Source organism: Candidatus Sulfurimonas marisnigri (assembly GCF_015265475.1).
In the GTDB taxonomy this organism is placed as follows: Bacteria; Campylobacterota; Campylobacteria; order Campylobacterales; family Sulfurimonadaceae; genus Sulfurimonas; species Sulfurimonas marisnigri.
Genome location: NZ_CP054493.1, coordinates 2,073,879 through 2,095,648, shown reverse-complemented (window position 1 = coordinate 2,095,648; position 21,770 = coordinate 2,073,879). Strand labels below are relative to the sequence as shown.

The window sequence follows — 21,770 nt, the reverse complement described above, 5'->3', positions numbered from 1 at the left end:
TCTCCTGTTAGTTTGATATAACTTTGTTTCTTCCAGATTGCTTAGCCTCATAAAGTAGCATGTCTGCTTGGTTTACTGTCTCATCAAGGCTGTTTTCATGATTAGTCACTAAACCAACAGATATAGTAAAGCTTATTTCTGCATTTTTCTCTGAAATAGTCACTGACTTTTGTACTTTATTTTTTATTCTTTCTAGTACGGTTAAAGCATTTTTAGAGCTAATGTTTTTTAAAATAATGCAAAATTCTTCTCCACCGAATCTTGATACAACATCATCTTCTGCAGTGTTTGCTCTTAATATATCAGATAAATGAACAATGGCTTTATCTCCAGAGTCATGGCCATAGGTATCATTTATGTTTTTAAAGTTATCTATATCTATCATAGCAATTGCAAAACTTTCGCCACTCTCAAGTGCAGTATCAAAATAAGTTTGTACATTATGAAAGAAGTAACGTCGATTATAAACACCAGTTAAGAAGTCTCTATTGGAATGGTTTGTGATAGTCTGTATATTTTCCAAGGATTCTATTGAGTTGTTGACTCGACAAGAAAACTCCTCTTTAGAAAAAGGCTTATTAATATAATCATTTGCACCTTCTTTTAAAAATCTAGCGTCGATTTCCTCATTTTCATTAGAGGATAGAGCAATAATACTAATATCATTTTTATCACGGGTTTTTCTTATGGCAGATGTTAATTCAAGGCCATTCATTACCGGCATATTGTAGTCTGTTAGTACCAAAGAAATATCCGGATAAGTTTTCAGCATACTTAGTGCCTCTTCCCCATGAGCTACTGAGATTACATCATAAAAAAGATTTTCTAACATACTTTTCATATGTTTTCTAAAAACCATAGAGTCGTCAACCACTAAAATTTTATGATTTTGATTTTTTTGTAGTCTCTTAATAAAGTTGATAATATATTTAATATCACTTACACCACTTTTGTTTATGTAGTCAATTATATTTTTGCTAAGTAGCTTTTTTCTTAGCTCTTTATCTATATTTCCGCTTAAAACAATCACACGATTATCTTTACTTAATGCATAGTCAACAACTTCACCATTGGGAGCATCAGGGAGATTTAAATCTAACAGAGTTAAAAAATATTTATAACTTTTTAAAAAAAGTTTTGATTCTGAAAAATTATATGCAATGTCAACTTTAACATTAAGTTCTGAGGTTATTTTTTTACTTATTAATTTTGCTAATGTTTTATTGTCTTCTACTATTAAAATTCTTTGCACATTTTCCCTTAATGATTTTTTTATAAAAATATCTTTAATCAAGCGCGCTATTATAACAAATAAGCTCATATTTTAAATAATGGGTCTATAATCTTTTTATGAATTTAAAAGATTTACAAAACAAATCAATACTGTTATTTGGAAAGAGTCGTGCTTTTAGTAGTGACGAGTTTGAGTCTCAGATGAAGTTTCATAAAATCACATTGTGCAAAGAGTATAACATCGAAGTCGTACTTGTTGTAGATGGCAAGATGATGAGCCCTTATGAGCATATAGCAAGTGATGAACTTTACAGAGAAAATTCTAAAGAGATTGAGTTTATAGCAATTGATGCTTTTGAAAAAGAGCTGGCAAAATATATAGATGCAGACACACTTTTGATGAGTCTTAAGCTATCCCACGATAAGCAGAGATTAAAAAGTTTTTTGCAAAACTCCATCTTAGGTGATGAGCTGTTTTTTAAACTTTTAAAGATGTACTCGTGGAGGGGTGAAGACTTTTTTGAGAGTGATGAGAACCGCGATGTGAGTGCAGCGATTATTTTAAGGTTTTACAAGAACATAGAGAGAAATCATAATGTTCAGTACGCAACTTCTGGTTTTATGCACCTGATAGTACAGACAGAAAATAAGCAGCTTATAGAGGCAATAGCACAGCTAGAACCTTTGCAAAAGAGCTTTACTCTGGATGCTAAATCATCAAACTACACAATTTTGACAGCAATAGCGACTCAAACTGCCACACCAAAAAGTGTGCTGAACCATTTTATAAAAAAATCTTCCTCATATATTAAAACTATTATTGCGATGCGTGACGATTGTGACGAGGAGATGCAGATAGCTCTTTATAACTCTATGGATGAAGATGTTCATGAGGCTCTCACATGTAACTTAAACCTATGCGAGACACTCTTTTGTAAACTTATAGATCAAGATAAATTTACATATAACATTGCTCTACATGTAAGACTAAATATTGGATATTTTGAAGCATTATTGCAAAAGTACCCTCAAGAGTTGGCTCAAAATGAGTCTCTCTCAATTGATATGCAAGCAAAACTAATCTCTTTACATGTACAAAGTATTAAAGTTGCTCTAGCATCAAACTTCAAGATAGATAAAAATATACTTTTAGAGCTTCTTGAAGATGATACCAAAGAGGTTAAGTCTGCAATTTATAAAAACTCTGCAACTCCGCAAAGACTTCTTGAAGATGCATATGAGAGGAGAGAGAATCATTTTTCATTGGCATGTAATGAGAATACTCCAAAACATATATTAAAGCAGCTTGGGCAAAGTTCAGATAAAAAAGTTTTAAGAGCTTTGGCTCAAAATGAAAGTACGCCGGTTGACATTTTATATCAACTGCAACTAGACTCTGCATTGGCTAGAGTTGTAAAAGAGAATCCGGCATTTGGCAAATATATTCAACAAAATAGCATAGGATGGGAAGTTTGAAAGCAACAAGTTTAATAAACACGATTACCTCTTTAGTAGAGCAAAAAGTTCCAATATTTTTATGGGGTGCACCGGGAATAGGGAAGTCATCTATTGTTAAGCAAGTTGCAGACGAGAGAGGTATCTCTTTTATTGATTTAAGACTTGCACTTATGGACCCCACAGATTTGAAGGGTATTCCGTTTTACGATAAAGAGTCACACACAGCACTTTGGGCACCTCCAGCTTTTTTGCCAAAAGAGGGCGAGGGGATATTGTTTTTAGATGAGCTGAACTCCGCACCCCCGTCTGTTCAGGCTTCAGCATATCAGCTAATACTAGACAGAAAAGTGGGAGAGTATGAACTTCCGGATAGATGGGCAATAGTCGCTGCGGGAAACCGTGAGGGAGACAGAGGAGTCACATACAGAATGCCAAGCCCACTGGCAAATAGATTTGTCCATTTAGAAATGGAAGTAAATGTAGATGATTGGCGCTTCTGGGCATATTCCAAAGAGATAGACGAGAGAATCATCTCATATATCTCATACAGGAGTGAACACCTCTTTACCTTTGATTCTAAGAGTGATGTTAAGAGCTTTGCAACACCTAGAAGCTGGGAGTATGTAAACAAGATATTAAAAAGCACAATATCAGATGAACTGCTTCTAGATACGCTAAGTGGAGCAATCGGACGAGATGTTGCTGTCTCTTTTTTGAGCTTTACAAAAGTTATGAACCGTCTTCCTGATATACAAAATATTTTGACATCCGCAAGTGGTGAATACAGTGATGAGGTAGATGTTTTATATGCTTTAAGCACAGGTCTTGTGAGTGCTTATTTAAAAGATAAAAGTGAAGAGAGTTTGGAGAACTTGCTAACATATACTCTTGATTTAAAGAGCGAATTTGCAGTAATGATAGTGCAGGATTTACAAAGAAACGGTGTGGATATGCAGAACTCTGCAGTTTTTAAAGAGTGGGTTCGTAAGTTTGCTTTTCTATTACATTGACAGATAATTATATGAGATTATTGACCTATACAATTTCTTTGTTTTTCGTTAAGGTAAAATTATTTATCAATCCACTTATAAATATCAAGTATTGAAATCCTATCGTTCTCATTTTCTACAAGATATGTAACTGTATAACCTTTAAATGTCATATCCCTTACATTTACATCACTATGATTTTCTGATTGTTTAAACTTGTAGGGGAAACCTACTAAATTATTTATTTTGTTATCAAGTTGGCTTTTAAAGTTCAAAGCTCTATTTTTACTATCTTTTGAAATAAACGACATTATAACTTTTAAGGCAGTTGAGTATTCTTTTCTCCTGAGTATTATCATCTATAAAGAGTTTATAAACTCTTTCATATCAGTATCATACTCTTCTTGGCTCAAAAGCACAGCTTCACCACTTTTTACATCTTCAACTGCTTTAGCAACTCTTCTTTTTGCTTCATCTTTTGAGATTGCAGGATAACCATCATTTAAAGATAATTTAACAAATTTAACAAAATCACTAAGTAAACCCTCTGTATCATTACCATATTGAGAAGATATAAAATTCTCAATATCAGGGTTATTAATTTGAATAGTTTTCATCTATAACCTCCCACTTACTTTCTAGTATTATAGCACTATTTGTCAACGTCGGAGTTAGTTTCGCCATGAATAGTAAAACATGGCGACTATGAGAATAAAGAAAAAATTAGAACTTGTAGTTTACGCCAACAAACCAATTCTTAATTGGATCCACTTCAAGCTTTACGTCAACACCGATAATGTTTATTGTGTCTTCCATGTTTGATTTTATATAGCGATAGCCAGCTTCAACAGAGAAATTATCATTTATAGCATAGTTGACACCAGCCTGTGCACCAAAAACAACACCTGAAATATCTAATTCTGAATAAACATCAACTTCAGCCGAACCGTACCCAACATAACCACCAACAAACGGCTTAATATCATTATCTCCGATTAGATAGTCATAACCGATTCCAAAATGATAAGCATCTCCTCCATCAACATTGATATTTTGATAACTTATACATGCGCGGCTGTTTTTATCAAGATAATAACCAACTTTTAAAGTTTGAGACCCACCATCATCTTTTTCCTCAGCGCTAACTCCAAGAGCTGATGCTTTCATATCAAAAGCTGTATTCCCAATATCAGCACCTATATAAACACCACTATCTGCCGCCATTAACCCACTTGCCAATAAAACAGCCAATGCTATTTTCTTCATATTTCAATCCTAAATGTAATCTAACTAACCATAGTTAGTTGATGTTAGATTGTATTACTAATAAACTTATACCAATATTAACTATAGGTAGTTTATGCAAGAAGTTTCTCAGTCGGATATTGATACTCTTTATCGTACTATTGGTACAAATGTAATGTGCTTAAGAAAAGCAAAAGGGATGTCACAACTTGAATTGGCTCTTGCAATTGGGCTAAAATCGGTAGGGCTTGTTTCTGTTGCTGAGATTTACCATAACAAAAAACATTTTAATATTGAACACCTCTATAAAATTTCCATAGCACTTGATGTGAAAATTAGTGATTTTTTTGAGGGAGTAGTAGATATTAAGAGGATTTGTAGAGAAGTTGACAACAATAGTGATTGTTGATAAAAAAATAAATATGTATCATCTGTGATATAATTTTTACATGACATTACAACAAAAAATCTCACAAGCAAAAGCTAAACTATTAGTTGATTATCCACTTTTTGGAACGATAGCTTCAAGGTTGGAGCTGAGCATAAATGATGATATACAAAGCTTTAAAAGCAACGGTGTAAAGCTGGAGTATAACAGCGATTTTTTTCAAGGCTTGGAACTGAGTGAGATGGAGTTTGTCTTTGCAAACGGGGCTATGCACGCTTCCTTGGCTCATGAGTCCCGTAAAAACGGCAGAAGTGGCTGGCTATGGCAACTGGCGACCGACTATGCAGTAAATGACATGTTGGTTGAGAATGGTTTAGAGAGGCCCCATGAGGCACACTACTCAAAAAGATTTAGCGGACTCTATGCGGAGGAGATTTATGCCGAGCTAAAAGCTGACATACTTCGTGAGGATGAAGGTTTGGAGTATGAAGCTGATGATGTGAATGATATTCATCCTAATAACTCAAACGAAGATGAACAAAATGAGATTAACCCAGAAGCACAAAATGAAACTATCCAAACAGAACAACTCTTTGAGGAGTTTGCAAAAGCAACTATTGAGGCAGAGATAAAAAATGGCGAAATCCCAGCTGCGATAGAGAGGTTTTTCAATCTTACATGTAAGGGTAAAATTGATTGGCGAGACGAGATAAAAGCGGCACTCGACAGGTTTCATAAAGATGACTACACTCTTTTGCCACCCAATAAAAAATTTCTACATGTAGGGATATATTTGCCCTCATGTATAAGCCAAAGATTTAAGTTGGTAGTGGCGGTGGACAGCTCAGGCTCAATAGATGAAAAACTTTTAAATGAGTTTTTAAGTGAGTTGAACTTTCTTATGAATACAATTCAAAACTACGAAATAGAGCTGCTGATTTGTGACGATAAAATCCAATCACATAAAACTTTTTACAGTGGCGATATTTTGGAAGCCGATTTAAAAGGTGGTGGAGCTACAGACTTTAGAGCTGTTTTTGAGTTTATACAAAATGAGCTTGAAGATACAAAATTGCTTCTGTATTTTACGGATTTAGATGGAATATTTCCACATGTAGCTCCATTTTATGATGTAAAATGGATAAGCCAAAAAGTGGCTGAAGTTCCATTTGGAGAAGTTATACTTTTAGAGGATTAGCACGTGAATTATTGTATAATTTTTTCATGAATTATTTGAAAAATGTTATTGAAAAACTACAGGCAAAAAAGAACGTTTTTTTAACCGGCGGGGCAGGGGTTGGCAAAACAACCATTACTAGAGATGTCATAAAAGCTTACGAAGAAGATGCAAAAAAAGTTGCAAAATTAGCTTCGACTGGAATGGCGGCTACGCTTATAAGTGGGCAGACTCTGCACAGTTTTTTAGATTTAGGAATTGCTTCAAACATAGAAGAGCTAGAGAAAAATGGCAAGCTAGAGATCAAAGCGAAAGTGAAAAAACTCCTCTCTAGTATGGAGCTAATCGTTATAGATGAAATCTCCATGGTAAGTGATACTCTTTTTGACATGATAAGAGTTAGGCTGACTCAAGCAGAGTTTAAAGGCTCCCTTCTTGTTGTAGGTGACTTTTTACAACTCCCTCCTGTAGTTCGTGGATATGGCGATGTTAAGTTTGCTTTTGAATCATCATCTTGGGATAAGTTTGGGTTTGAAACAGTAGAATTGACACATATTTATAGAACTGATGACAAGGAGTTTATAGAACTTTTAGCACATGTTAGAGGTGGTTTTGTAAACGAACATGTACATAATTCCCTCAATGAATTTATAAAACCGCTCCCAGAAGATTTAAGTGAGTTTACTTTTCTTTTTGGCAAAAACAACTCAGCTTCATTTCACAATAAAAATCAGCTCTCTTTTGTAGATAGCGAACTGTTTATAAAAGAGGCTCAGGTCATTAAACATTTAAAGACTACTAAAGATTTTGAGATAGAGCGTTTTATGGGTGATGCAAGGATAGAAAAAGAGCTGGAGTTAAAAGTAGGAGTTCCGGTTCTTTTTACAAGAAACTCTTGGAACTATTTTAACGGTGAGAGAGGTTTGATCGTAAATGTTGACAACAACTTTGTATATGTTCAAAAAAGTGACGGTGTTGTTGTAAAACTTGAAGCAATCGCACAAAGCAAGAGCATGTGGAAAGAAAAAAGCATAAGTGGTAAAAAAGAGATTGTTGAAGAGCCTGTTTTTAGTGTTTACCAGTACCCAATAAAACTAGCTTATGCTATTACAATTCATAAATCACAAGGTATGTCTATTGAGGATTTGATAATAGAGACTAATGAGATATTTGCACCATCGCAGTTTTATGTGGCGATATCAAGAAGTTCTAATCCCAAAAGGTTGAACCTTATTGCGCCAGCAAAACAGTGGAGAGAGATAGTTTTTGTAAACTCTAAAGCCTTGGAATTTGTTAAAGTGAAACAAAGTTGTTAAGTAGAATAGATAGAGGTGTACTCTATATGCTCGCAGGTGCATTAATATCTGCAATAAATGGGGCACTCACAAAAATCCTAGCTGATGAGATGAGTGCATTAGAAATTGTCTTCTTTCGTAACCTTTTAGGTATAGCACTTATACTCTATGCACTAAAGCATACAGCTCCAAAATTAAGTGGCGGTAAGTTCTACATGTTAATCTCTCGCGGGGTATATGGCTTCTTGGCAATGATACTGTTTTTTTACACAATCACAGTCATTCCGCTAGGTGAGGCGATTACTTTAAACAAGACTTCACCTTTGTTTGTCTCAATCTTAGCCTACTACCTTCTAAAAGAGCATCTGAGTCTTAACACTATCTTTGCCCTTATACTTGGTTTTTTAGGGATAATTTTAATAGTAAAACCTTTTGGATTTACTATATCGTATGCTCATTTCTTAGGAATACTCGGCGGATTTTTCGCAGCAGCTGCATATACGACTATAAAAAAGATAAAAGATATATATGACTCTAGAGTTATAGTCCTCTCTTTTGTGGGAATTGGGACAATACTTCCAGCATTTGGTTTTTTACTAGCACCATATGTGGATGCACCAGAGGCTATAAGTTTTATGTTTCCAGTTTTTACTATTCCAAACACATTTTATGTCTGGTCGCTTGTAATCTTTATGGGACTTATCTCGACACTATCTCAATGGTTACTAACAAAAGCATACAGCGCTTCAAAAGTAAGTATAATCGGTGTAATCAGCTACACAAACATCCCATTTTCCATAGGTTTTGGATGGATGCTAGGAGATGCACTTCCTGACATATATACTTATATGGGAATAGGGCTTATTATACTTGGCGGGATTTTGGTAGGTAAGAAAAAGTAATTAAAACTTAAAAGTTTTAATCTTCCCCTTTGATGAGAGTATTAGTACTTTAGAAAACTTACGCTTTTTTAGTTTGATTTTTTTAAGTGCTTTAAAGTCATCATTATCTAGCCCATAAACTATAGAGTCAACTAGTATTAACCACCATTTGTCAAATAAATTGAAATTTTTAGATATTTTTTTATTCTTTTCATCAATAACCAATTGAATGTTTTTGTGTAACTCATTTACAATCCATAAATAATCATTATTACAATCTGAGAAAATATACTGCACTGATTTCTTCTTTATTGGGGTAAATGTTATTTTTAAATACTCAGATACCTTATATGACTTTTTTTTATGGATTTTATGAGTGTGTGTTTTTAATACTTTTTTTATTCTTTTAATAACACCTGCTTTACTCTCTACTTCTAACGGTTTGGAAAGTGTTATTGATATATAGGCAGAATTTTTATAATCTGTATGTTGAAAGATAGAAATTATTTTTTTTACTTTTTTAATGAGGTGTATTTCAAAGTTTTCTATACGAATCAATTTATCACTATCTATATAGTTTCTATTGAGTCTTCTAACCTCTACAGCTATTTTATTGTCAAGAAGAAAGTCAGGGGTGACATTTCCAAGTGGCTCATGCTCTAGTTTTGTATATTCTAAAGTTTGTAGATATTTTTTTGCTCTTGTCTCGTCTTTGTTCTCTTGTCTACTCATAATTTTATATTTTATCTAAAAGTGGTAAAAAAAAGAAATTTGATTGTGATTAAATAGTAGTTTATATTTAAGGCGCGAATAAAGGTACTGCGAGTGAGTGACGAATGAACAACGCAAAATATGCGTTGCTGGATCAGGTCGATTATAAATCGCCCTCGTGTTTACCAAGATACTCAGCTACACCTTCAGTTGTTGCTTTCATACCTTCGTCACCTTTTTGCCAACCAGCAGCACATACTTCACCGTGCTCATCAGTAAACTGCATTGCATCTACCATACGAATCATCTCATCAATATTACGACCAAGTGGTAAATCATTTATTACTGCATGACGAACAATTCCTTTACCATCAATAAGGAATGATCCACGAAGCGCTACAGCTTCGCCAAAAAGTACATCATAATCTTTAGAGATTTGTTTTGTAAGGTCAGCTACAAGTGGGTATTTGATACGGCCTATACCACCATTGTTTACTGGAGTTTCTCTCCATGCAAAGTGTGAAAATTGGCTATCAACAGAAACACCAATAACATTTACACCACGGCTTTTGAAATCTTCAATTCTGTGAGAAAATGCAATAAGTTCAGACGGACATACAAAAGTAAAGTCCAATGGATAAAAGAATAAAACTGTACCTTTTTCACCAAAGTTTTCTGATAATTTAAAATCTTCTACTATTGAGCCATCTGCTAAAACTGTTGTTGCTGTAAAATCTGGAGCTTGGTTTGTTACTAACATATTATAATTCCTTAAAGTTTTTTTTTGTTTATAAAATTCTAACTAAATTTAATTAACAAATATATTATTTTACTTGATTAAAAATTATATAAAGAAATTTTTTATTTATCTTTATGGCTACTATTAGCTTATCCAATTACGCTAAGTACTAATGTTTTTGCCTCTTCTTGAATAAGAGAGAGATGTTCTCTTGAGATAAAACTCTCTGCATATATTTTGTATATATCTTCTGTTCCTGATGGGCGTGCCGCAAACCATCCATTTTTTGTAGTTACTTTTAGTCCACCAATAGCCTTGCTATTTCCTGGGGCTTTCGTGAAAATACCCTCTATCTTTTCACCGGCTAAACTCTTAGATACTATATCATCAGGAGATAGTTTTTTAAGTTTTGTTTTTTGTTCAGGCGATGCTTCAGCATCACTTCTTTCATAGTAAGAGACACCAAACTGCGATTCTAGCTCTTTATATATAGTACCAGGGTCTTTTTTGAGTTTTTCTGTAATTTCAAAAGCAAGAAGATTTAAAATAATTCCATCTTTGTCGGTTGTCCATGCAGAACCGTCTTTACGTAAAAAAGAGGCGCCGGCACTCTCTTCACCGCCAAAACCTATACTTCCATCGCTTAACCCGTTTACAAACCACTTAAACCCAACCGGTACTTCAATAACCTCACGGTTTATAGATTTTGCAACTCTGTCAATCATGGAACTTGAAACAAGTGTTTTTCCTATTTTTAGTAAAGGTGACCAACTCTTGCGGTATTGAAAAAGATACCAAATAGCAACAGATAAATAGTGGTTGGGGTTCATAAGCCCAACACTTTTAGTCACAATCCCATGACGGTCAAAATCTGGGTCATTAGCAAAAGCTAGGTCATATTTGTCCTTTAATGCGATTAGTGATGTCATTGCGTATGGAGATGAGCAGTCCATTCTCACTTTTCCATCATGATCACATGACATAAAACTAAAGGTAGGGTCAACATTTTCATTTACGATTTCAAGTCTAAGCCCATAAATCTCATTTATTTTTTTATAAACTTCTATCCCTGAACCGCCAAGTGGGTCAACACCAACATTTAGTTTACTTGACTTTAAAAGATCCATGTCAATTATACTTGATAGCGCTTCTACATATGGGGTGGTAAAATCTATTTGAGCCGCCTTATTAAGAGCCTCTTCTACGCTCACTTTTTTTACACCATTTAGAGAATTTTTAAGATACTCATTTGCATTTGCTTCAATAACAGAAGTTGCATCGGTGTCAGCAGGGCCACCGTTTGGCGGGTTATATTTAAACCCTCCGTCTTGGGGAGGATTATGTGATGGAGTGATAACAATACCATCACAAAGCTCTTTAGAGGTTTTGTTTGCCTCTATAACAGTGAATGATAGTACGGGGGTTGGCACGTAACCATCATTTTGTGCTATTGCACAATCAACACTATTAGCTATACAAACTTGCAGTGCAGAGAGTTGCGCAGGCGTTGAGAGAGCGTGTGTGTCTTTTGCAATAAAAAGTCTGCCGTTGATACCATTACTTTTTCTATAATCACATACAGCCTGCATAATAGCAAAAATATGTGCCTCATTAAAGCTATTTTTAAAAGATGAACCACGGTGACCTGATGTGCCAAAAGCAACCATTTGAGAACTTTCTGACATATTTGGCGTTTTTGTGTAGTAGTCAGAAATAAGATTAGGAATATTTATTAGATTAGAAGAAGAGACTTTTTTTCCTGCGTTTTTATGTGTCATTAAAGTATAACTCCATGTTGATTTTTTATATTTAAATTTATTTATAATTGTATTATAAAAATACAACAAAATACAATAAAAATTACGTAAAAAGCTTTATTTAAAATACTAAGATATACTTTCGGTGATTTATGGGGCTTGACTCTGTATTTCAATAAGGAAAATCGATGACGAAAGAGTATATATTTACTTCAGAGTCTGTAACAGAAGGGCACCCTGATAAGATGGCAGATCAAATCAGTGATGCAATTCTGGATTATATTATTGAACATGATCCAAATGCACGCGTTGCGTGTGAGACATTGGTATCAAATGGTTTTTGTGTAATTGCAGGCGAACTGAAAACAACGGCTTATGCCCCAATGCAAGAGATTGCAAGAAAAGTTATTCAAGAGATTGGATACACAGATGCAACTTATGGTTTTGACTATAGAGCCGCAGCAGTTTTAAATGGGATAGGAGAACAGTCTCCTGATATTAACCAAGGTGTTGATCAGGCTAATGGCGAGATTGGTGCCGGTGATCAAGGACTGATGTTCGGTTATGCTTGCCGTGAAACAGATGTTCTTATGCCTTTACCAATTTACTTGGCTCACAATCTAACCAGAAGATTAGCAGAGGTTCGTAAAGAGGGGATTATTCCATATCTTCGTCCTGATGGAAAAGCACAAATAAGTGTTAAATATATAGGTGACAAGCCCGTTTCAGTTGAGACTGTTGTTATTTCAACACAACATGCTCCGGATGTTTCCCAAGACAAAATACATGAAGATGTGATAAATGAAGTAATAAAGGATGTTATACCTGCAGAGATGATGAGTGAAAGTACAGTTTTTCATATCAATCCAACTGGAAAATTTGTAATAGGCGGACCACAAGGTGATGCAGGACTTACCGGTAGAAAAATAATAGTTGATACATATGGTGGCTCTTGCCCTCATGGCGGTGGTGCATTTAGCGGAAAAGATCCAACCAAGGTTGACAGAAGTGCCGCTTATGCTGCAAGATGGGTAGCCAAAAATTTGGTTGCAGCTGGTGCATGTGATAAAGTAACTTTGCAAATCGCATATGCGATAGGTGTTATTCAGCCAGTTTCTATTATGGTTGATACTCACGGGACATTTAAAGTAGAAGAAGAAAAAATAGAAAAATGTGTAAGAGATCTTTTTGATCTCTCTCCAAAAGGTATTATAGACTCCTTGAATCTTCTCCGACCTATTTACAGAAGAACAGCAGCCTATGGTCACTTTGGAAGAGAAGAAGATGGTTTTACTTGGGAGCTTACAGATAGAGTAGTAGATATTAAAGAGTACTTAAAACTTTAATTGTAATCATTATCAAGTCCCCTAGTATTTAGGGGATTGTTTATGCTGAAAGTGTTACAAATTAATATAATTAGACTCTTATAAAAGATATTTTAGCTATCTTTAAAAATCTTCTGTTAAAATTACTTCGAAAAATAAAATAACTAGGAGAATTCTAATGTCAGTAATTATAAATGATACATGTATTAACTGTGGTGCTTGTATAGATGAGTGTCCAGTAGAAGCGATAGTTGATGAGGATGATAATCCAACAGGTGACGAGATTTACTATGTATATAGTGATAAATGTGTAGAGTGTGTTGGTCATCATGATGAACCAGCATGTGCTACCGCATGTCCTACTGAAGGATGTATTACTTGGGATGCTATCGGTGAAAGCCCATCGCATCGTGATGATATTACAGACGATCAGCGTTCAAATCTACAGCCTGTAGTAGAATAGTCTTTTTACAATATTACAAAGTGTCTTTCACTTTGTAATACTCACTTTTTACAATCTTATAAAATTTCTTTTCCATTTAATTTATAATAAACTATTTTTTAGATATCATTCCATCCTAATTTTATAAATATAATAGGAGATTTGATGGAACGAACACTATCGATAATAAAGCCAGATGCCGTAGCTAAAGGTGTTGTAGGTAAGATTTTAGACCGTTTTGAGAGTGCTAGTCTTAAAATAGCAGCAACAAGAAAAATTCAACTTTCTCGTGCAGATGCAGAAGCTTTTTATGCAGTTCACGCAGAGAGACCTTTTTTCGGAGACTTAGTTGATTTTATGATTAGCGGTCCAGTAGTTGTAACAGTTTTAGAAGGTGAAAATGCTATGCAGAAGAACCGTGACCTTATGGGTGCTACTAATCCTAAAGAAGCAGAAGCTGGAACAATTCGTGCTGATTTCGCTGAAAATATAGATGCAAATGCAGTTCACGGAAGTGATTCTGTAGAAAATGCAGCTGTTGAAATCGCATTCTTTTTCTCTGAAAGAGAAATTTCTTAATTTTTTATGCGAGTAATGCTTAGAAAAGTTGGTCAAACACCATTGGATTTTGAAGTAAAATCTGATGAAATAACTTTTAAAGGTTATTTACAGTATGATGCCAACAAATTAATTTTGCTCAAAGCAAATTTAAGTGGGAAAATCACTACAGACTGCGATGTCTGTGCTGAAGAGTTCAAGCTTGATGTAGATGAAGATATAGAATTTTTTATCTCAGATGGTGTTTATGAAAAACATGAAGAAGCTTTATTAGATGTTGTGGAATCATTAAATTCGATAGTAGATATAGAAGACCTTCTGAATTCAGAAATAGAACTTATAAAAAGCGACTATAACAGTTGTGGCAGTTGTCAAAGTTCTTAATAAGAACAAAAATTTAAACAAAGGAATATATTATGGCAGTACCTAAAAGAAGAGTATCTCATTCACGTTCAGCGAAAAGAAGAACTCACTATAAAATCACTTTAGCTAAACCAGTTAAAGATAAGGATGGAACTTACAAACTTCCACATCATATCAACCCAACTACTGGTGAGTATAAGTAGTCAATGGTTAAGATTGCTATTGACGCAATGGGCGGGGACTACGGTCCTGAGCCAATTGTTAAGGGTTGTATTCTAGCGCTTAAGAAAAAGCAATTTATACCTATACTTGTAGGAAAAAAATCAGAAATTTTACCTCTGTTACCAAAACGTTATAGAGATAAGATTTCTATAGTAGAAGCAGATGACGTTATATCTATGAGTGATGCAGCTACTGATGCTGTAAAACGTAAAGATAGTAGTATCTACAAAGCTATTGAACTGGTAAAAAATGGTGAAGCAGATGGTGTTGTATCAGCCGGTCATAGCGGGGCTACAATGACACTTGCAACGCTTAGACTAGGACGCCTTCAAGGTGTACTTCGTCCTGCATTAGCTACATTGATGCCAACAAAGCTTGCTAGACGATCAATATTACTAGATGCTGGTGCAAATGTTGATTCAAAAGCTGAACATATCGCACAGTTTGCCATTATGGGTGGATGTTATGCAGAGGATCTATTGAAGATAGAGACCCCTAGAATTGGTATTCTTGCTAATGGTGAAGAGCCATCCAAAGGTAACGAAGTAACAAAAGAAGCATTTAAAATCTTGGTTGGATATAAAGGATTCAAAGGTAACGTTGAGGGTGGTGATATATATAATGGTAGTTGTGATGTAATAACTTGTGACGGCTTTGTAGGAAATTTAGTCCTAAAAGCAAGTGAAGGTGTTGCATCTACAATTACAGGTCTTATTAAAGATTATATTAGAAAATCACCAATTGCTATTACAGGTGCTCTTTTGATGAGAAAAGTTTTTAGACTTCTCAAAGCACAGATGGATTATGCAGAGATAGGTGGAGCACCACTTATTGGTATAAAAGGGTGTGCAATAGTAAGTCATGGTAAAAGTAATCCCAAAGCTATACAAAATGCAATTTTTCAAGCTATAAACTATGTTGATACTGGAGTTAATGAACATATTGTAGAGAGACTAGAAGCCTTAAAAAACAAGGAAATATAATGGCTTACGCTGCTTTTCGATCTATCGGTGCTTATGTTCCAAGCAAAATTTTAACAAACGAAGATTTATCTACAATGGTCGATACTACAGACGAATGGATAACAAAAAGAACCGGGATAAAAGAACGTCACATTGCTGCTGAAAATGAGTTCACTAGTGATATGGGTACTTTTGCTGCAGAATTGGCAATAGAGAGAAGTGGCATAGCTAAGGGTGACATAGACATGGTTATTTGTGCTACTATCTCTCCAGATTACTTCTGTATGCCTTCAACAGCTACTATAATTGCAACTAAGCTTGGACTTGGTAATGTAACTTCATTTGATATCTCTGCAGCCTGTACAGGTTTTGTATACATTCTCTCAATTGCCAAAGCATTTATTGAATCGGGGATGAAAAAAAATATTCTTATAATCGGTGCAGAAAAATTATCAGCTATTACAGACTATACTGATAGAAGTACATGTATTCTTTTTGGGGACGGTGCTGGTGCTGCAGTTATATCAGCAACTGAAAATAAAGATGAAGCAATTATAGATGTTCATACGGGTTCAGATGGAGCATATGCAGATTTACTTATGACTCCTAATGGTGGAAGTGGCTCTACTCACGACTCTTTAAGTCAAGAGGCCTCAAGTTGTTTTATGCAAATGAAGGGAAATGAAACTTTTAAAGTTGCAGTTCGAACTCTTACAAAAGATGTTGTTGAAATTTTACAAGAGAACAATATTCAAAGTTCACAAATAAAGCATTTTGTGCCACATCAGGCTAACTACAGAATTATTAAGGCAGTTGGTGATGCTCTTAAGCTAAAAGATGAGCAAGTTGTACTTACTGTAGAAAAATATGGAAATACTTCTGGTGCTTCAATACCAATGGCTATAAATGATATATATGAGCAAGGAACACTTAAAAAAGGTGAACTGATGCTTTTAGATGCTTTTGGTGGGGGATTGACTTGGGGAAGCGCTCTAGTCCCTTTTAGCCCGTTAAAATAAAACTTTTACTAAATTTCTTCGTTGAAATTTAGCTTTATTTCGTCACTCACACAAGCGAGCTCCTCAACAAAACTAAACTTCGCCTTGAACTATAGCAAAATTGAAAATTTTAACAATTTAAAATTAATACGTTTGTTCTTTAATTTTCCAAAGCTTTCTTAACTCTTTTATAAAACTCTTTTTCATCTGGAAGCTTTAAATCACTTTCTCGTAATTTTTCTCCCCATATAGGATTAGGAAAGTGACTATCATCTTTAAATCTAGCCATCACATGTATATGAACTCTTGGAAGCATATTTGCAAAGGATGCCATATTTATTTTAGTAGGTCTGTAGTAATCCTTCATTTCGTACTCTACTATGTCATATACTTCCCAAAGTCTTGTTCTCAAACTTTTTGGAACATCACCTAACTCTTTGTAGGCTTCTTTTGTAAATATTTTAAGCCAAGGTATTTCACTTGGCTCTTTCTCAATATATAGCTCACTCTCTTCATAGATAATCATTATTAGTCCTTTCTTTGTTGAAGCTAGCAATTACTGTTCTTAAGAATAAAAAACATAAAAGTGGGTATAATTATAGTATTGATAAATATTAGAAAAAGCCAACCTTGTTGCGAAGCAAGCACGGAAAGTTATGGGTCTTTTATAGATCGCCAGACTGCCTAGGTATTTACACCTCATTTTCCTTTATCTATCAAAATTTCTTTATAAGTGTAAGCGTTATTAGCATGGTGTGTGCTATATATACTTTTATGTTCTGACATTATACTTATTTGTATGGAGGAAGGTCATGAAAACTGTAATATTTGTCATTATGACATTTTTTATGTTTAGTCCCTTAGGAGCTTCATCTGAAACTCTTAAACAGGATGAGTTTGTTTTAGATGTTTTTTCTAATGATTTTATTGATATAAAGCCAATAAGTTTTGGCAACTTTGTGTTTAAGGTTAATATCTCTAATAGTTTATTAGAACTTGAGAATAGGAATGAAAAAAATAGTAGCTTGATTAACAGAGTTGTTTTTTGGATGAATTATAGCTTTTAGGCTTTTTTATATTTGTACATGTAAAACAAAGAGTTCTACATGTGCATACAATTTAGTCTCTAGTTCTGTTACGGTTTCTATCACCGCCACCAGAACGACTTCTGTCTCCGCCGCCAGCAGAACTTCCACCACTAGAGTTTCCACCACGGTATCCACCGCCGCCACCTGAACGATTTCTGTCACCGCTACCGCTACGATTTCTATCTCCACCGCCACCTGAACGATTTCTATTTCCTTTGTAACCACCACGGCCACCTCTGCTATCATTTCTATTAGCAGCACGCTCTAAAATAGCAGCTAACTTATCAGCAGGGATACCGATAGTATTTGGACCTTTAACTGCCTGTCTATCAAGAATCATTGAAACTAGTTTAAACATAATAGTAGCTTCGTCTATATCTTCTTTTAACATGTCAAGAATTTGATGAGCTTCATCATAGATGTGTTGGTCTTCAATTGTTTTTACTATTGATTTTAAGTTTAAAGCTCTTAAATCATTTTTACTTGGAACAAATGCATGAGTCATTGTAGTTCCAACTTTTGCTTTTATTCTTTGTAGTTCTTTAAACTCTAGAGGAGTTAAAAGTGTAATAGCTTTACCTTTAGTTCCCGCACGACCAGTTCTACCAATACGGTGAACATAAGACTCAGGGTCAAAAGGAATATGGTAGTTGAAAACATGAGAGATATTATCTACATGTATACCACGAGCGGCTACATCAGTAGCAACAAGTACTTTTACTGAATTTTGTTTGAAACCTTTGATTACAGTCTCACGTTGGCGTTGCTCCATATCTCCATGAAGACCATTAGCTAAGTATCCAGCATTTGAAAGAACATTTGAAAGACGATCTACTTCGCTTTTTGTTCTACAAAACACTACACATTTTTTAGTCTCTTCAGCATCCATTAGACGGATGATAGCATCATCTCTTTCAGACTCTTCGATTACATAGTATTCTTGCTCAATATCTGTGTTTGTAGTTTCACCTTTAGTAATAGAGATGAACTCTGGATTGTCTAATATTCTCTCAGCTAGAAGCCTAATAGGCTTAGGCATAGTTGCAGAGAAAAGAAGTGTTTGACGATTTGTTGGAAGGTAAGAGAATATTTCATTAATATCATCTAAAAATCCCATATCAAGCATCTCATCCGCTTCGTCAAGTACAACGATACTAGGAGCGAAATCTTTAAGTAAATTCTTTTTAAGTATGTCTAAAAGACGACCTGGAGTTGCAACAACAACTGCTGCACCTCTTTCAATAAGGTCAATTTGTCTATTATAAGAGCTACCGCCATAAACAGTTACTGTTCTAGCGCCTATATTTCTACCATACTTAAACATCTCATCACTAACTTGAGTAGCAAGTTCACGAGTTGGAGTGATAATTAGTATACCAACACCATTTTTAGGATCAATATTGTTTAGTGCCGGAAGACCAAAAGCTGCTGTTTTACCAGTACCAGTGTGTGCTTGACCAACTATGTCACGACCAGCTAATACGAATGGTATTGCTGATGCTTGAATAGGGCTTGGAACTGTAAAACCTGCGTCTTTAACTGCTCTAAGTATATCTTTGTTTAAACCTAAATCATCAAATGTGATTGTTGGCTCTTCATTAGTTTGTTCTACTGTTTGTGCATTTTCTTGCATCGTTATCCTTTAAATAGGAGCTGATACAAGATTGCCTCATTTGGCAATGCACCTTCCCCTAAACTATTTGGCGAATTATACCCAAATATTATGTGTTTTATATTTAAAGATTGTATATTTAAAATTAGTTAAGTTTACACTGTGTAGAAAATGAAGATATTGCCGATAGATGTAGTAATGAATTTATTTTTTAGATATGATACTAATATGAAAATAGAGACACAATATACATATGAAAAGATGTGGGCAATAACTAATGAGGCTGAGTTACTTCGAATAATAGAAGAAGAGATAGGTGATGCTGATCCTAAGGGGGCACTTGCATATGTAAAAGAAGCTATTAAAACAGGCAAAACAATTAGTGTTGGAAGTTGTAAGTTTAGAGAGAAAAAGTAGAGGTAAAATATGGAAAAAGAGCTTGAAGAGGTTGGACAATTTTATAATATAGTAATAGAATTTATAACTAACTATAGTTTTCAAATAATTGGTGCGATTATTATCTTAGTGATAGGTGTCGTAGCCTCAAAATATATCCATAAGTATGTTTTAAAACTACTATTAAAAACTACAATAGATGAGACAATAAGTGGGTTTATAGCTAACTTAGTAAGATTTCTTATAGTTGCGATGATGGCTATTTTAGCACTTGGAAAGCTCGGCATTTCCATAGCTCCATTTATTGCGGCTCTTGGTGCAATATCTTTAACTGCTGGTTTAGCCCTTCAGGGGAGTGTGTCTAACTTTGCAGCAGGCATAGTTCTTATCGCAACTAAGCCTTTTAAAATTGGTGATACTATAAGAGTTCATGATATTTATGGAGAAGTACAAGAGATTAAGTTGGCGTATACTGTTTTAATTAATGAAGATAAAGAGCAGATAACGATACCAAATAAATATATGATAGGTGATGTTTTAGTAAACTCATATGCATACCGCATAGTTGAGGGAAGCGTTGGTGTCTCTTATAATAGCGATGTTCATAGTGTGGTGCAACTTATTAAAGCTGTGCTATCTACATGTGAAGATGTCTCAAATGAAAATGAACCAATTGTAGGGGTAGAAAAATTTGCAGATAATTCTGTAAATATTGGATATAGATACTGGGTTGTAACGAACAGTTATTTTAAAACACAATATGATGTAAACCTAAAAGTTTTAGAGGCTTTCAATGAGGCTAAGATAACGATACCATTTCCAAAAAGAGAGATTCATATGGTAGGAGAGAAGAAATGATGAATGATATAGCAAAACTTATTTTAAGATTAACCCTTGGTTTAATGATACTTTTTCACGGTTTTGAGAAGATTATTAACGGAATAAAGGGTGTTAAGCAATTAGTTGTAAACGCAGGATTACCTGAATTTTTTGCTTACGGAGTTTATATTGGGGAACTTGCTCTTCCAATTTTAATTATAATGGGATTTTACTCTAGGGTTGCCTCAGTTCTGTTGGCGTTTAATATGATTATGGCAATCTTTTTAGCTTATTATAACTCTATATTTGAATTAGGTAAGCATGGGGCACCAGTAATTGAATTGCCATTTTTATATTTTATTATCTCGGTTGTGGTTTTCTTGCTTGGAAGTGGAAAATACGCTGTAAATAGTAAGTAGAAAAGCATCTACATGTAGAACTATTTAGAGGTGGGGAACTCTTAGTTTAGAGTTTAAACTCCACCCAATTAAAGCCATAATAGCTATGACAGCCAATGCTGGTATAAAGTCATAAGTAGCACATAAGTAAACTAACCAGAGTAAAATCGCTCCAAGCGGTGTAGGTACTCCAGTGAAAAACTTATCAACTTTACCAGCCTCTGCATTAATGTTAAAGTGAATAAGTCTTCTAAGTCCCGAAATCACATAATATATACTCACAACTCCCGCCAATAAAAGAGATATGTCAGAGAGTGAAACAGAGTAAACTGCTTGAAATATTAAAAATACAGGAACAAGCACAAAACTTAAAAAATCAGCAAAACTATCAAGTTGAACTCCAAATTCATTAGATAGCTTATATTTTCTAGCAATTTTTCCATCAAAAATATCAAAAGCACCGCCAATCCAGGCTAATATAATTGCAATAAAAAAGTTGTTGTGAGTTATAAAATATGTCGCAAGAAGACCGGCTGTAATATTTACGAATGTAAAAAGGTTTGCCAAGTTGAAGTGTGAAGATGGTTGATATAAAAATTTCATTTGTTGCCTTTGTTTGCGAAATTATAGCATTAAGAAATTAAAAATTCATTTATAAATTATCATGGATTATTAAGTCACAATTAACATAATAAGTCGTACTATTTCCAGCAA

At 34.5% G+C, this 21,770-nt stretch carries 27 protein-coding genes and 1 riboswitch; of the genes, 17 read left to right on the top strand and 10 right to left on the bottom strand.

Features of this window, described 5'->3' with window-relative positions; genetic code table 11:
* Positions 1-7: 7 nt before the first annotated feature.
* The gene (locus HUE87_RS10610; protein ID WP_229855136.1) at positions 8-1,252 is read right to left on the bottom strand and encodes a diguanylate cyclase; all 1,245 of its coding nucleotides are present in this window, start codon (positions 1,250-1,252) and stop codon (positions 8-10) included.
* Positions 1,253-1,350: 98 nt separating this feature from the next.
* Here HUE87_RS10610 and HUE87_RS10605 point away from each other — a divergent pair, with 98 nt between their 5' ends.
* Positions 1,351-2,709 (top strand): hypothetical protein, encoded by a 1,359-nt coding sequence (locus tag HUE87_RS10605; protein ID WP_194366359.1) that lies wholly within the window; start codon positions 1,351-1,353, stop codon positions 2,707-2,709.
* A complete protein-coding gene (locus HUE87_RS10600; protein ID WP_194366358.1) occupies positions 2,706-3,701 on the top strand; it encodes an AAA family ATPase in 996 nt (331 codons plus the stop codon). Before HUE87_RS10605 ends, HUE87_RS10600 begins: the two co-directional genes overlap by 4 nt.
* 59 nt (positions 3,702-3,760) lie before the next feature.
* Here the strand turns inward: HUE87_RS10600 and HUE87_RS10595 are convergent, their stop codons facing one another.
* The 3 genes from HUE87_RS10595 to HUE87_RS10585 all read right to left on the bottom strand — a co-directional run bounded on the left by HUE87_RS10595 (position 3,761) and on the right by HUE87_RS10585 (position 4,946).
* Complete coding sequence (locus HUE87_RS10595; protein WP_347401020.1) at positions 3,761-4,039, bottom strand: type II toxin-antitoxin system RelE/ParE family toxin; 279 nt, start codon at positions 4,037-4,039, stop codon at positions 3,761-3,763.
* The gene (locus HUE87_RS10590) at positions 4,040-4,297 is read right to left on the bottom strand and encodes a hypothetical protein (RefSeq protein ID WP_194366356.1); all 258 of its coding nucleotides are present in this window, start codon (positions 4,295-4,297) and stop codon (positions 4,040-4,042) included. It abuts the gene before it with no gap.
* Between the two features lie 106 nt (positions 4,298-4,403).
* Positions 4,404-4,946, bottom strand: a complete 543-nt coding sequence (locus HUE87_RS10585) for an outer membrane protein (protein ID WP_194366355.1) — start codon at positions 4,944-4,946, stop codon at positions 4,404-4,406.
* A gap of 94 nt (positions 4,947-5,040) precedes the next feature.
* Between HUE87_RS10585 and HUE87_RS10580 the strand changes: the two genes are divergently transcribed.
* The 4 genes from HUE87_RS10580 to HUE87_RS10565 are packed head-to-tail and all read left to right on the top strand — an operon-like array spanning position 5,041 to position 8,687.
* Positions 5,041-5,334, top strand: a complete 294-nt coding sequence (locus tag HUE87_RS10580; RefSeq protein WP_194366354.1) for a helix-turn-helix domain-containing protein — start codon at positions 5,041-5,043, stop codon at positions 5,332-5,334.
* Positions 5,335-5,374: 40 nt separating this feature from the next.
* Positions 5,375-6,511, top strand: a complete 1,137-nt coding sequence (locus HUE87_RS10575; protein ID WP_194366353.1) for a vWA domain-containing protein — start codon at positions 5,375-5,377, stop codon at positions 6,509-6,511.
* A gap of 26 nt (positions 6,512-6,537) precedes the next feature.
* Positions 6,538-7,806 carry an ATP-dependent DNA helicase gene (locus HUE87_RS10570; RefSeq protein ID WP_194366352.1) on the top strand — a complete coding sequence of 423 codons (1,269 nt, stop codon included), beginning with the start codon at positions 6,538-6,540 and terminating at the stop codon, positions 7,804-7,806.
* Positions 7,800-8,687 carry a DMT family transporter gene (locus tag HUE87_RS10565; RefSeq protein ID WP_229855134.1) on the top strand — a complete coding sequence of 296 codons (888 nt, stop codon included), beginning with the start codon at positions 7,800-7,802 and terminating at the stop codon, positions 8,685-8,687. Before HUE87_RS10570 ends, HUE87_RS10565 begins: the two co-directional genes overlap by 7 nt.
* Here HUE87_RS10565 and HUE87_RS10560 read toward each other — a convergent pair whose 3' ends face one another.
* From HUE87_RS10560 to pgm, 3 genes are all read right to left on the bottom strand, one after another.
* Positions 8,688-9,398 (bottom strand): hypothetical protein, encoded by a 711-nt coding sequence (locus tag HUE87_RS10560; RefSeq protein WP_194367978.1) that lies wholly within the window; start codon positions 9,396-9,398, stop codon positions 8,688-8,690.
* Positions 9,399-9,540: 142 nt separating this feature from the next.
* Positions 9,541-10,137 carry a peroxiredoxin gene (locus tag HUE87_RS10555; protein ID WP_194366351.1) on the bottom strand — a complete coding sequence of 199 codons (597 nt, stop codon included), beginning with the start codon at positions 10,135-10,137 and terminating at the stop codon, positions 9,541-9,543.
* Positions 10,138-10,265: 128 nt separating this feature from the next.
* The gene (gene pgm, locus HUE87_RS10550; protein ID WP_194366350.1) at positions 10,266-11,894 is read right to left on the bottom strand and encodes a phosphoglucomutase (alpha-D-glucose-1,6-bisphosphate-dependent); all 1,629 of its coding nucleotides are present in this window, start codon (positions 11,892-11,894) and stop codon (positions 10,266-10,268) included.
* A 167-nt stretch (positions 11,895-12,061) separates the two neighbouring features.
* On the opposite strand from pgm, the gene metK reads away from it, so the two are divergent.
* The 7 genes from metK (at position 12,062) to HUE87_RS10515 (ending at position 16,764) form a co-directional block, all read left to right on the top strand.
* Entirely contained in the window at positions 12,062-13,219 is a 1,158-nt protein-coding gene (metK, locus tag HUE87_RS10545) for a methionine adenosyltransferase (protein WP_194366349.1), read from the top strand.
* Positions 13,220-13,376: 157 nt separating this feature from the next.
* Positions 13,377-13,661, top strand: coding sequence for a 4Fe-4S dicluster domain-containing protein (locus HUE87_RS10540; RefSeq protein ID WP_194366348.1), 285 nt, complete (start codon positions 13,377-13,379; stop codon positions 13,659-13,661).
* Positions 13,662-13,805: 144 nt separating this feature from the next.
* Complete coding sequence (gene ndk / locus HUE87_RS10535; protein WP_194366347.1) at positions 13,806-14,219, top strand: nucleoside-diphosphate kinase; 414 nt, start codon at positions 13,806-13,808, stop codon at positions 14,217-14,219.
* A gap of 6 nt (positions 14,220-14,225) precedes the next feature.
* Complete coding sequence (locus HUE87_RS10530) at positions 14,226-14,582, top strand: DUF177 domain-containing protein (protein ID WP_194366346.1); 357 nt, start codon at positions 14,226-14,228, stop codon at positions 14,580-14,582.
* A 32-nt stretch (positions 14,583-14,614) separates the two neighbouring features.
* Positions 14,615-14,764 (top strand): 50S ribosomal protein L32, encoded by a 150-nt coding sequence (gene rpmF / locus HUE87_RS10525; RefSeq protein ID WP_008335740.1) that lies wholly within the window; start codon positions 14,615-14,617, stop codon positions 14,762-14,764.
* Positions 14,765-14,767: 3 nt separating this feature from the next.
* Positions 14,768-15,766: a phosphate acyltransferase PlsX gene (gene plsX / locus HUE87_RS10520; protein WP_194366345.1), complete on the top strand. Its 999-nt coding sequence runs from the start codon at positions 14,768-14,770 to the stop codon at positions 15,764-15,766.
* Positions 15,766-16,764: a beta-ketoacyl-ACP synthase III gene (locus HUE87_RS10515; RefSeq protein WP_194366344.1), complete on the top strand. Its 999-nt coding sequence runs from the start codon at positions 15,766-15,768 to the stop codon at positions 16,762-16,764. Before plsX ends, HUE87_RS10515 begins: the two co-directional genes overlap by 1 nt.
* A 139-nt stretch (positions 16,765-16,903) precedes the next feature.
* On the opposite strand, the gene HUE87_RS10510 is transcribed toward HUE87_RS10515, so the two are convergent.
* The gene (locus HUE87_RS10510; RefSeq protein WP_194366343.1) at positions 16,904-17,269 is read right to left on the bottom strand and encodes an HIT domain-containing protein; all 366 of its coding nucleotides are present in this window, start codon (positions 17,267-17,269) and stop codon (positions 16,904-16,906) included.
* An 87-nt stretch (positions 17,270-17,356) separates the two neighbouring features.
* Positions 17,357-17,431: riboswitch (cyclic di-GMP riboswitch) on the top strand.
* Between the two features lie 124 nt (positions 17,432-17,555).
* On the opposite strand from HUE87_RS10510, the gene HUE87_RS10505 reads away from it, so the two are divergent.
* A complete protein-coding gene (locus tag HUE87_RS10505; RefSeq protein ID WP_194366342.1) occupies positions 17,556-17,810 on the top strand; it encodes a hypothetical protein in 255 nt (84 codons plus the stop codon).
* Between the two features lie 52 nt (positions 17,811-17,862).
* Here HUE87_RS10505 and HUE87_RS10500 read toward each other — a convergent pair whose 3' ends face one another.
* Positions 17,863-19,464 carry a DEAD/DEAH box helicase gene (locus tag HUE87_RS10500; protein ID WP_194366341.1) on the bottom strand — a complete coding sequence of 534 codons (1,602 nt, stop codon included), beginning with the start codon at positions 19,462-19,464 and terminating at the stop codon, positions 17,863-17,865.
* Positions 19,465-19,641: 177 nt separating this feature from the next.
* Here HUE87_RS10500 and HUE87_RS10495 point away from each other — a divergent pair, with 177 nt between their 5' ends.
* From HUE87_RS10495 to HUE87_RS10485, 3 genes are read left to right on the top strand one after another with little or no spacing between them, the layout of a single operon-like run.
* Positions 19,642-19,860 (top strand): hypothetical protein, encoded by a 219-nt coding sequence (locus tag HUE87_RS10495; protein WP_229855133.1) that lies wholly within the window; start codon positions 19,642-19,644, stop codon positions 19,858-19,860.
* Positions 19,861-19,869: 9 nt separating this feature from the next.
* Complete coding sequence (locus HUE87_RS10490; RefSeq protein ID WP_194366340.1) at positions 19,870-20,697, top strand: mechanosensitive ion channel family protein; 828 nt, start codon at positions 19,870-19,872, stop codon at positions 20,695-20,697.
* Positions 20,694-21,077 (top strand): DoxX family protein, encoded by a 384-nt coding sequence (locus tag HUE87_RS10485; RefSeq protein ID WP_194366339.1) that lies wholly within the window; start codon positions 20,694-20,696, stop codon positions 21,075-21,077. Before HUE87_RS10490 ends, HUE87_RS10485 begins: the two co-directional genes overlap by 4 nt.
* A gap of 24 nt (positions 21,078-21,101) precedes the next feature.
* Here the strand turns inward: HUE87_RS10485 and HUE87_RS10480 are convergent, their stop codons facing one another.
* Complete coding sequence (locus HUE87_RS10480; protein WP_194366338.1) at positions 21,102-21,659, bottom strand: CDP-alcohol phosphatidyltransferase family protein; 558 nt, start codon at positions 21,657-21,659, stop codon at positions 21,102-21,104.
* Positions 21,660-21,770 lie beyond the last annotated feature (111 nt).

What these genes read in the sequence shown, in the direction of transcription:
- HUE87_RS10540 (WP_194366348.1), top strand. Translation starts at nt 13,377, where the DNA reads ATGTCAGTAATTATAAATGATACATGTATTAACTGTGGTGCTTGTATA.
- HUE87_RS10585 (WP_194366355.1), bottom strand. Translation starts at nt 4,946, where the DNA reads ATGAAGAAAATAGCATTGGCTGTTTTATTGGCAAGTGGGTTAATGGCG.
- HUE87_RS10570 (WP_194366352.1), top strand. Translation starts at nt 6,538, where the DNA reads ATGAATTATTTGAAAAATGTTATTGAAAAACTACAGGCAAAAAAGAAC.
- HUE87_RS10560 (WP_194367978.1), bottom strand. Translation starts at nt 9,398, where the DNA reads ATGAGTAGACAAGAGAACAAAGACGAGACAAGAGCAAAAAAATATCTA.
- HUE87_RS10495 (WP_229855133.1), top strand. Translation starts at nt 19,642, where the DNA reads ATGAATTTATTTTTTAGATATGATACTAATATGAAAATAGAGACACAA.
- HUE87_RS10490 (WP_194366340.1), top strand. Translation starts at nt 19,870, where the DNA reads ATGGAAAAAGAGCTTGAAGAGGTTGGACAATTTTATAATATAGTAATA.
- HUE87_RS10480 (WP_194366338.1), bottom strand. Translation starts at nt 21,659, where the DNA reads ATGAAATTTTTATATCAACCATCTTCACACTTCAACTTGGCAAACCTT.
- HUE87_RS10510 (WP_194366343.1), bottom strand. Translation starts at nt 17,269, where the DNA reads ATGATTATCTATGAAGAGAGTGAGCTATATATTGAGAAAGAGCCAAGT.
- HUE87_RS10530 (WP_194366346.1), top strand. Translation starts at nt 14,226, where the DNA reads ATGCGAGTAATGCTTAGAAAAGTTGGTCAAACACCATTGGATTTTGAA.
- HUE87_RS10515 (WP_194366344.1), top strand. Translation starts at nt 15,766, where the DNA reads ATGGCTTACGCTGCTTTTCGATCTATCGGTGCTTATGTTCCAAGCAAA.
- HUE87_RS10580 (WP_194366354.1), top strand. Translation starts at nt 5,041, where the DNA reads ATGCAAGAAGTTTCTCAGTCGGATATTGATACTCTTTATCGTACTATT.
- plsX (WP_194366345.1), top strand. Translation starts at nt 14,768, where the DNA reads ATGGTTAAGATTGCTATTGACGCAATGGGCGGGGACTACGGTCCTGAG.
- HUE87_RS10595 (WP_347401020.1), bottom strand. Translation starts at nt 4,039, where the DNA reads ATGATAATACTCAGGAGAAAAGAATACTCAACTGCCTTAAAAGTTATA.
- HUE87_RS10605 (WP_194366359.1), top strand. Translation starts at nt 1,351, where the DNA reads ATGAATTTAAAAGATTTACAAAACAAATCAATACTGTTATTTGGAAAG.
- ndk (WP_194366347.1), top strand. Translation starts at nt 13,806, where the DNA reads ATGGAACGAACACTATCGATAATAAAGCCAGATGCCGTAGCTAAAGGT.
- rpmF (WP_008335740.1), top strand. Translation starts at nt 14,615, where the DNA reads ATGGCAGTACCTAAAAGAAGAGTATCTCATTCACGTTCAGCGAAAAGA.
- HUE87_RS10575 (WP_194366353.1), top strand. Translation starts at nt 5,375, where the DNA reads ATGACATTACAACAAAAAATCTCACAAGCAAAAGCTAAACTATTAGTT.
- HUE87_RS10555 (WP_194366351.1), bottom strand. Translation starts at nt 10,137, where the DNA reads ATGTTAGTAACAAACCAAGCTCCAGATTTTACAGCAACAACAGTTTTA.
- pgm (WP_194366350.1), bottom strand. Translation starts at nt 11,894, where the DNA reads ATGACACATAAAAACGCAGGAAAAAAAGTCTCTTCTTCTAATCTAATA.
- HUE87_RS10500 (WP_194366341.1), bottom strand. Translation starts at nt 19,464, where the DNA reads ATGCAAGAAAATGCACAAACAGTAGAACAAACTAATGAAGAGCCAACA.
- HUE87_RS10485 (WP_194366339.1), top strand. Translation starts at nt 20,694, where the DNA reads ATGATGAATGATATAGCAAAACTTATTTTAAGATTAACCCTTGGTTTA.
- metK (WP_194366349.1), top strand. Translation starts at nt 12,062, where the DNA reads ATGACGAAAGAGTATATATTTACTTCAGAGTCTGTAACAGAAGGGCAC.
- HUE87_RS10590 (WP_194366356.1), bottom strand. Translation starts at nt 4,297, where the DNA reads ATGAAAACTATTCAAATTAATAACCCTGATATTGAGAATTTTATATCT.
- HUE87_RS10505 (WP_194366342.1), top strand. Translation starts at nt 17,556, where the DNA reads ATGAAAACTGTAATATTTGTCATTATGACATTTTTTATGTTTAGTCCC.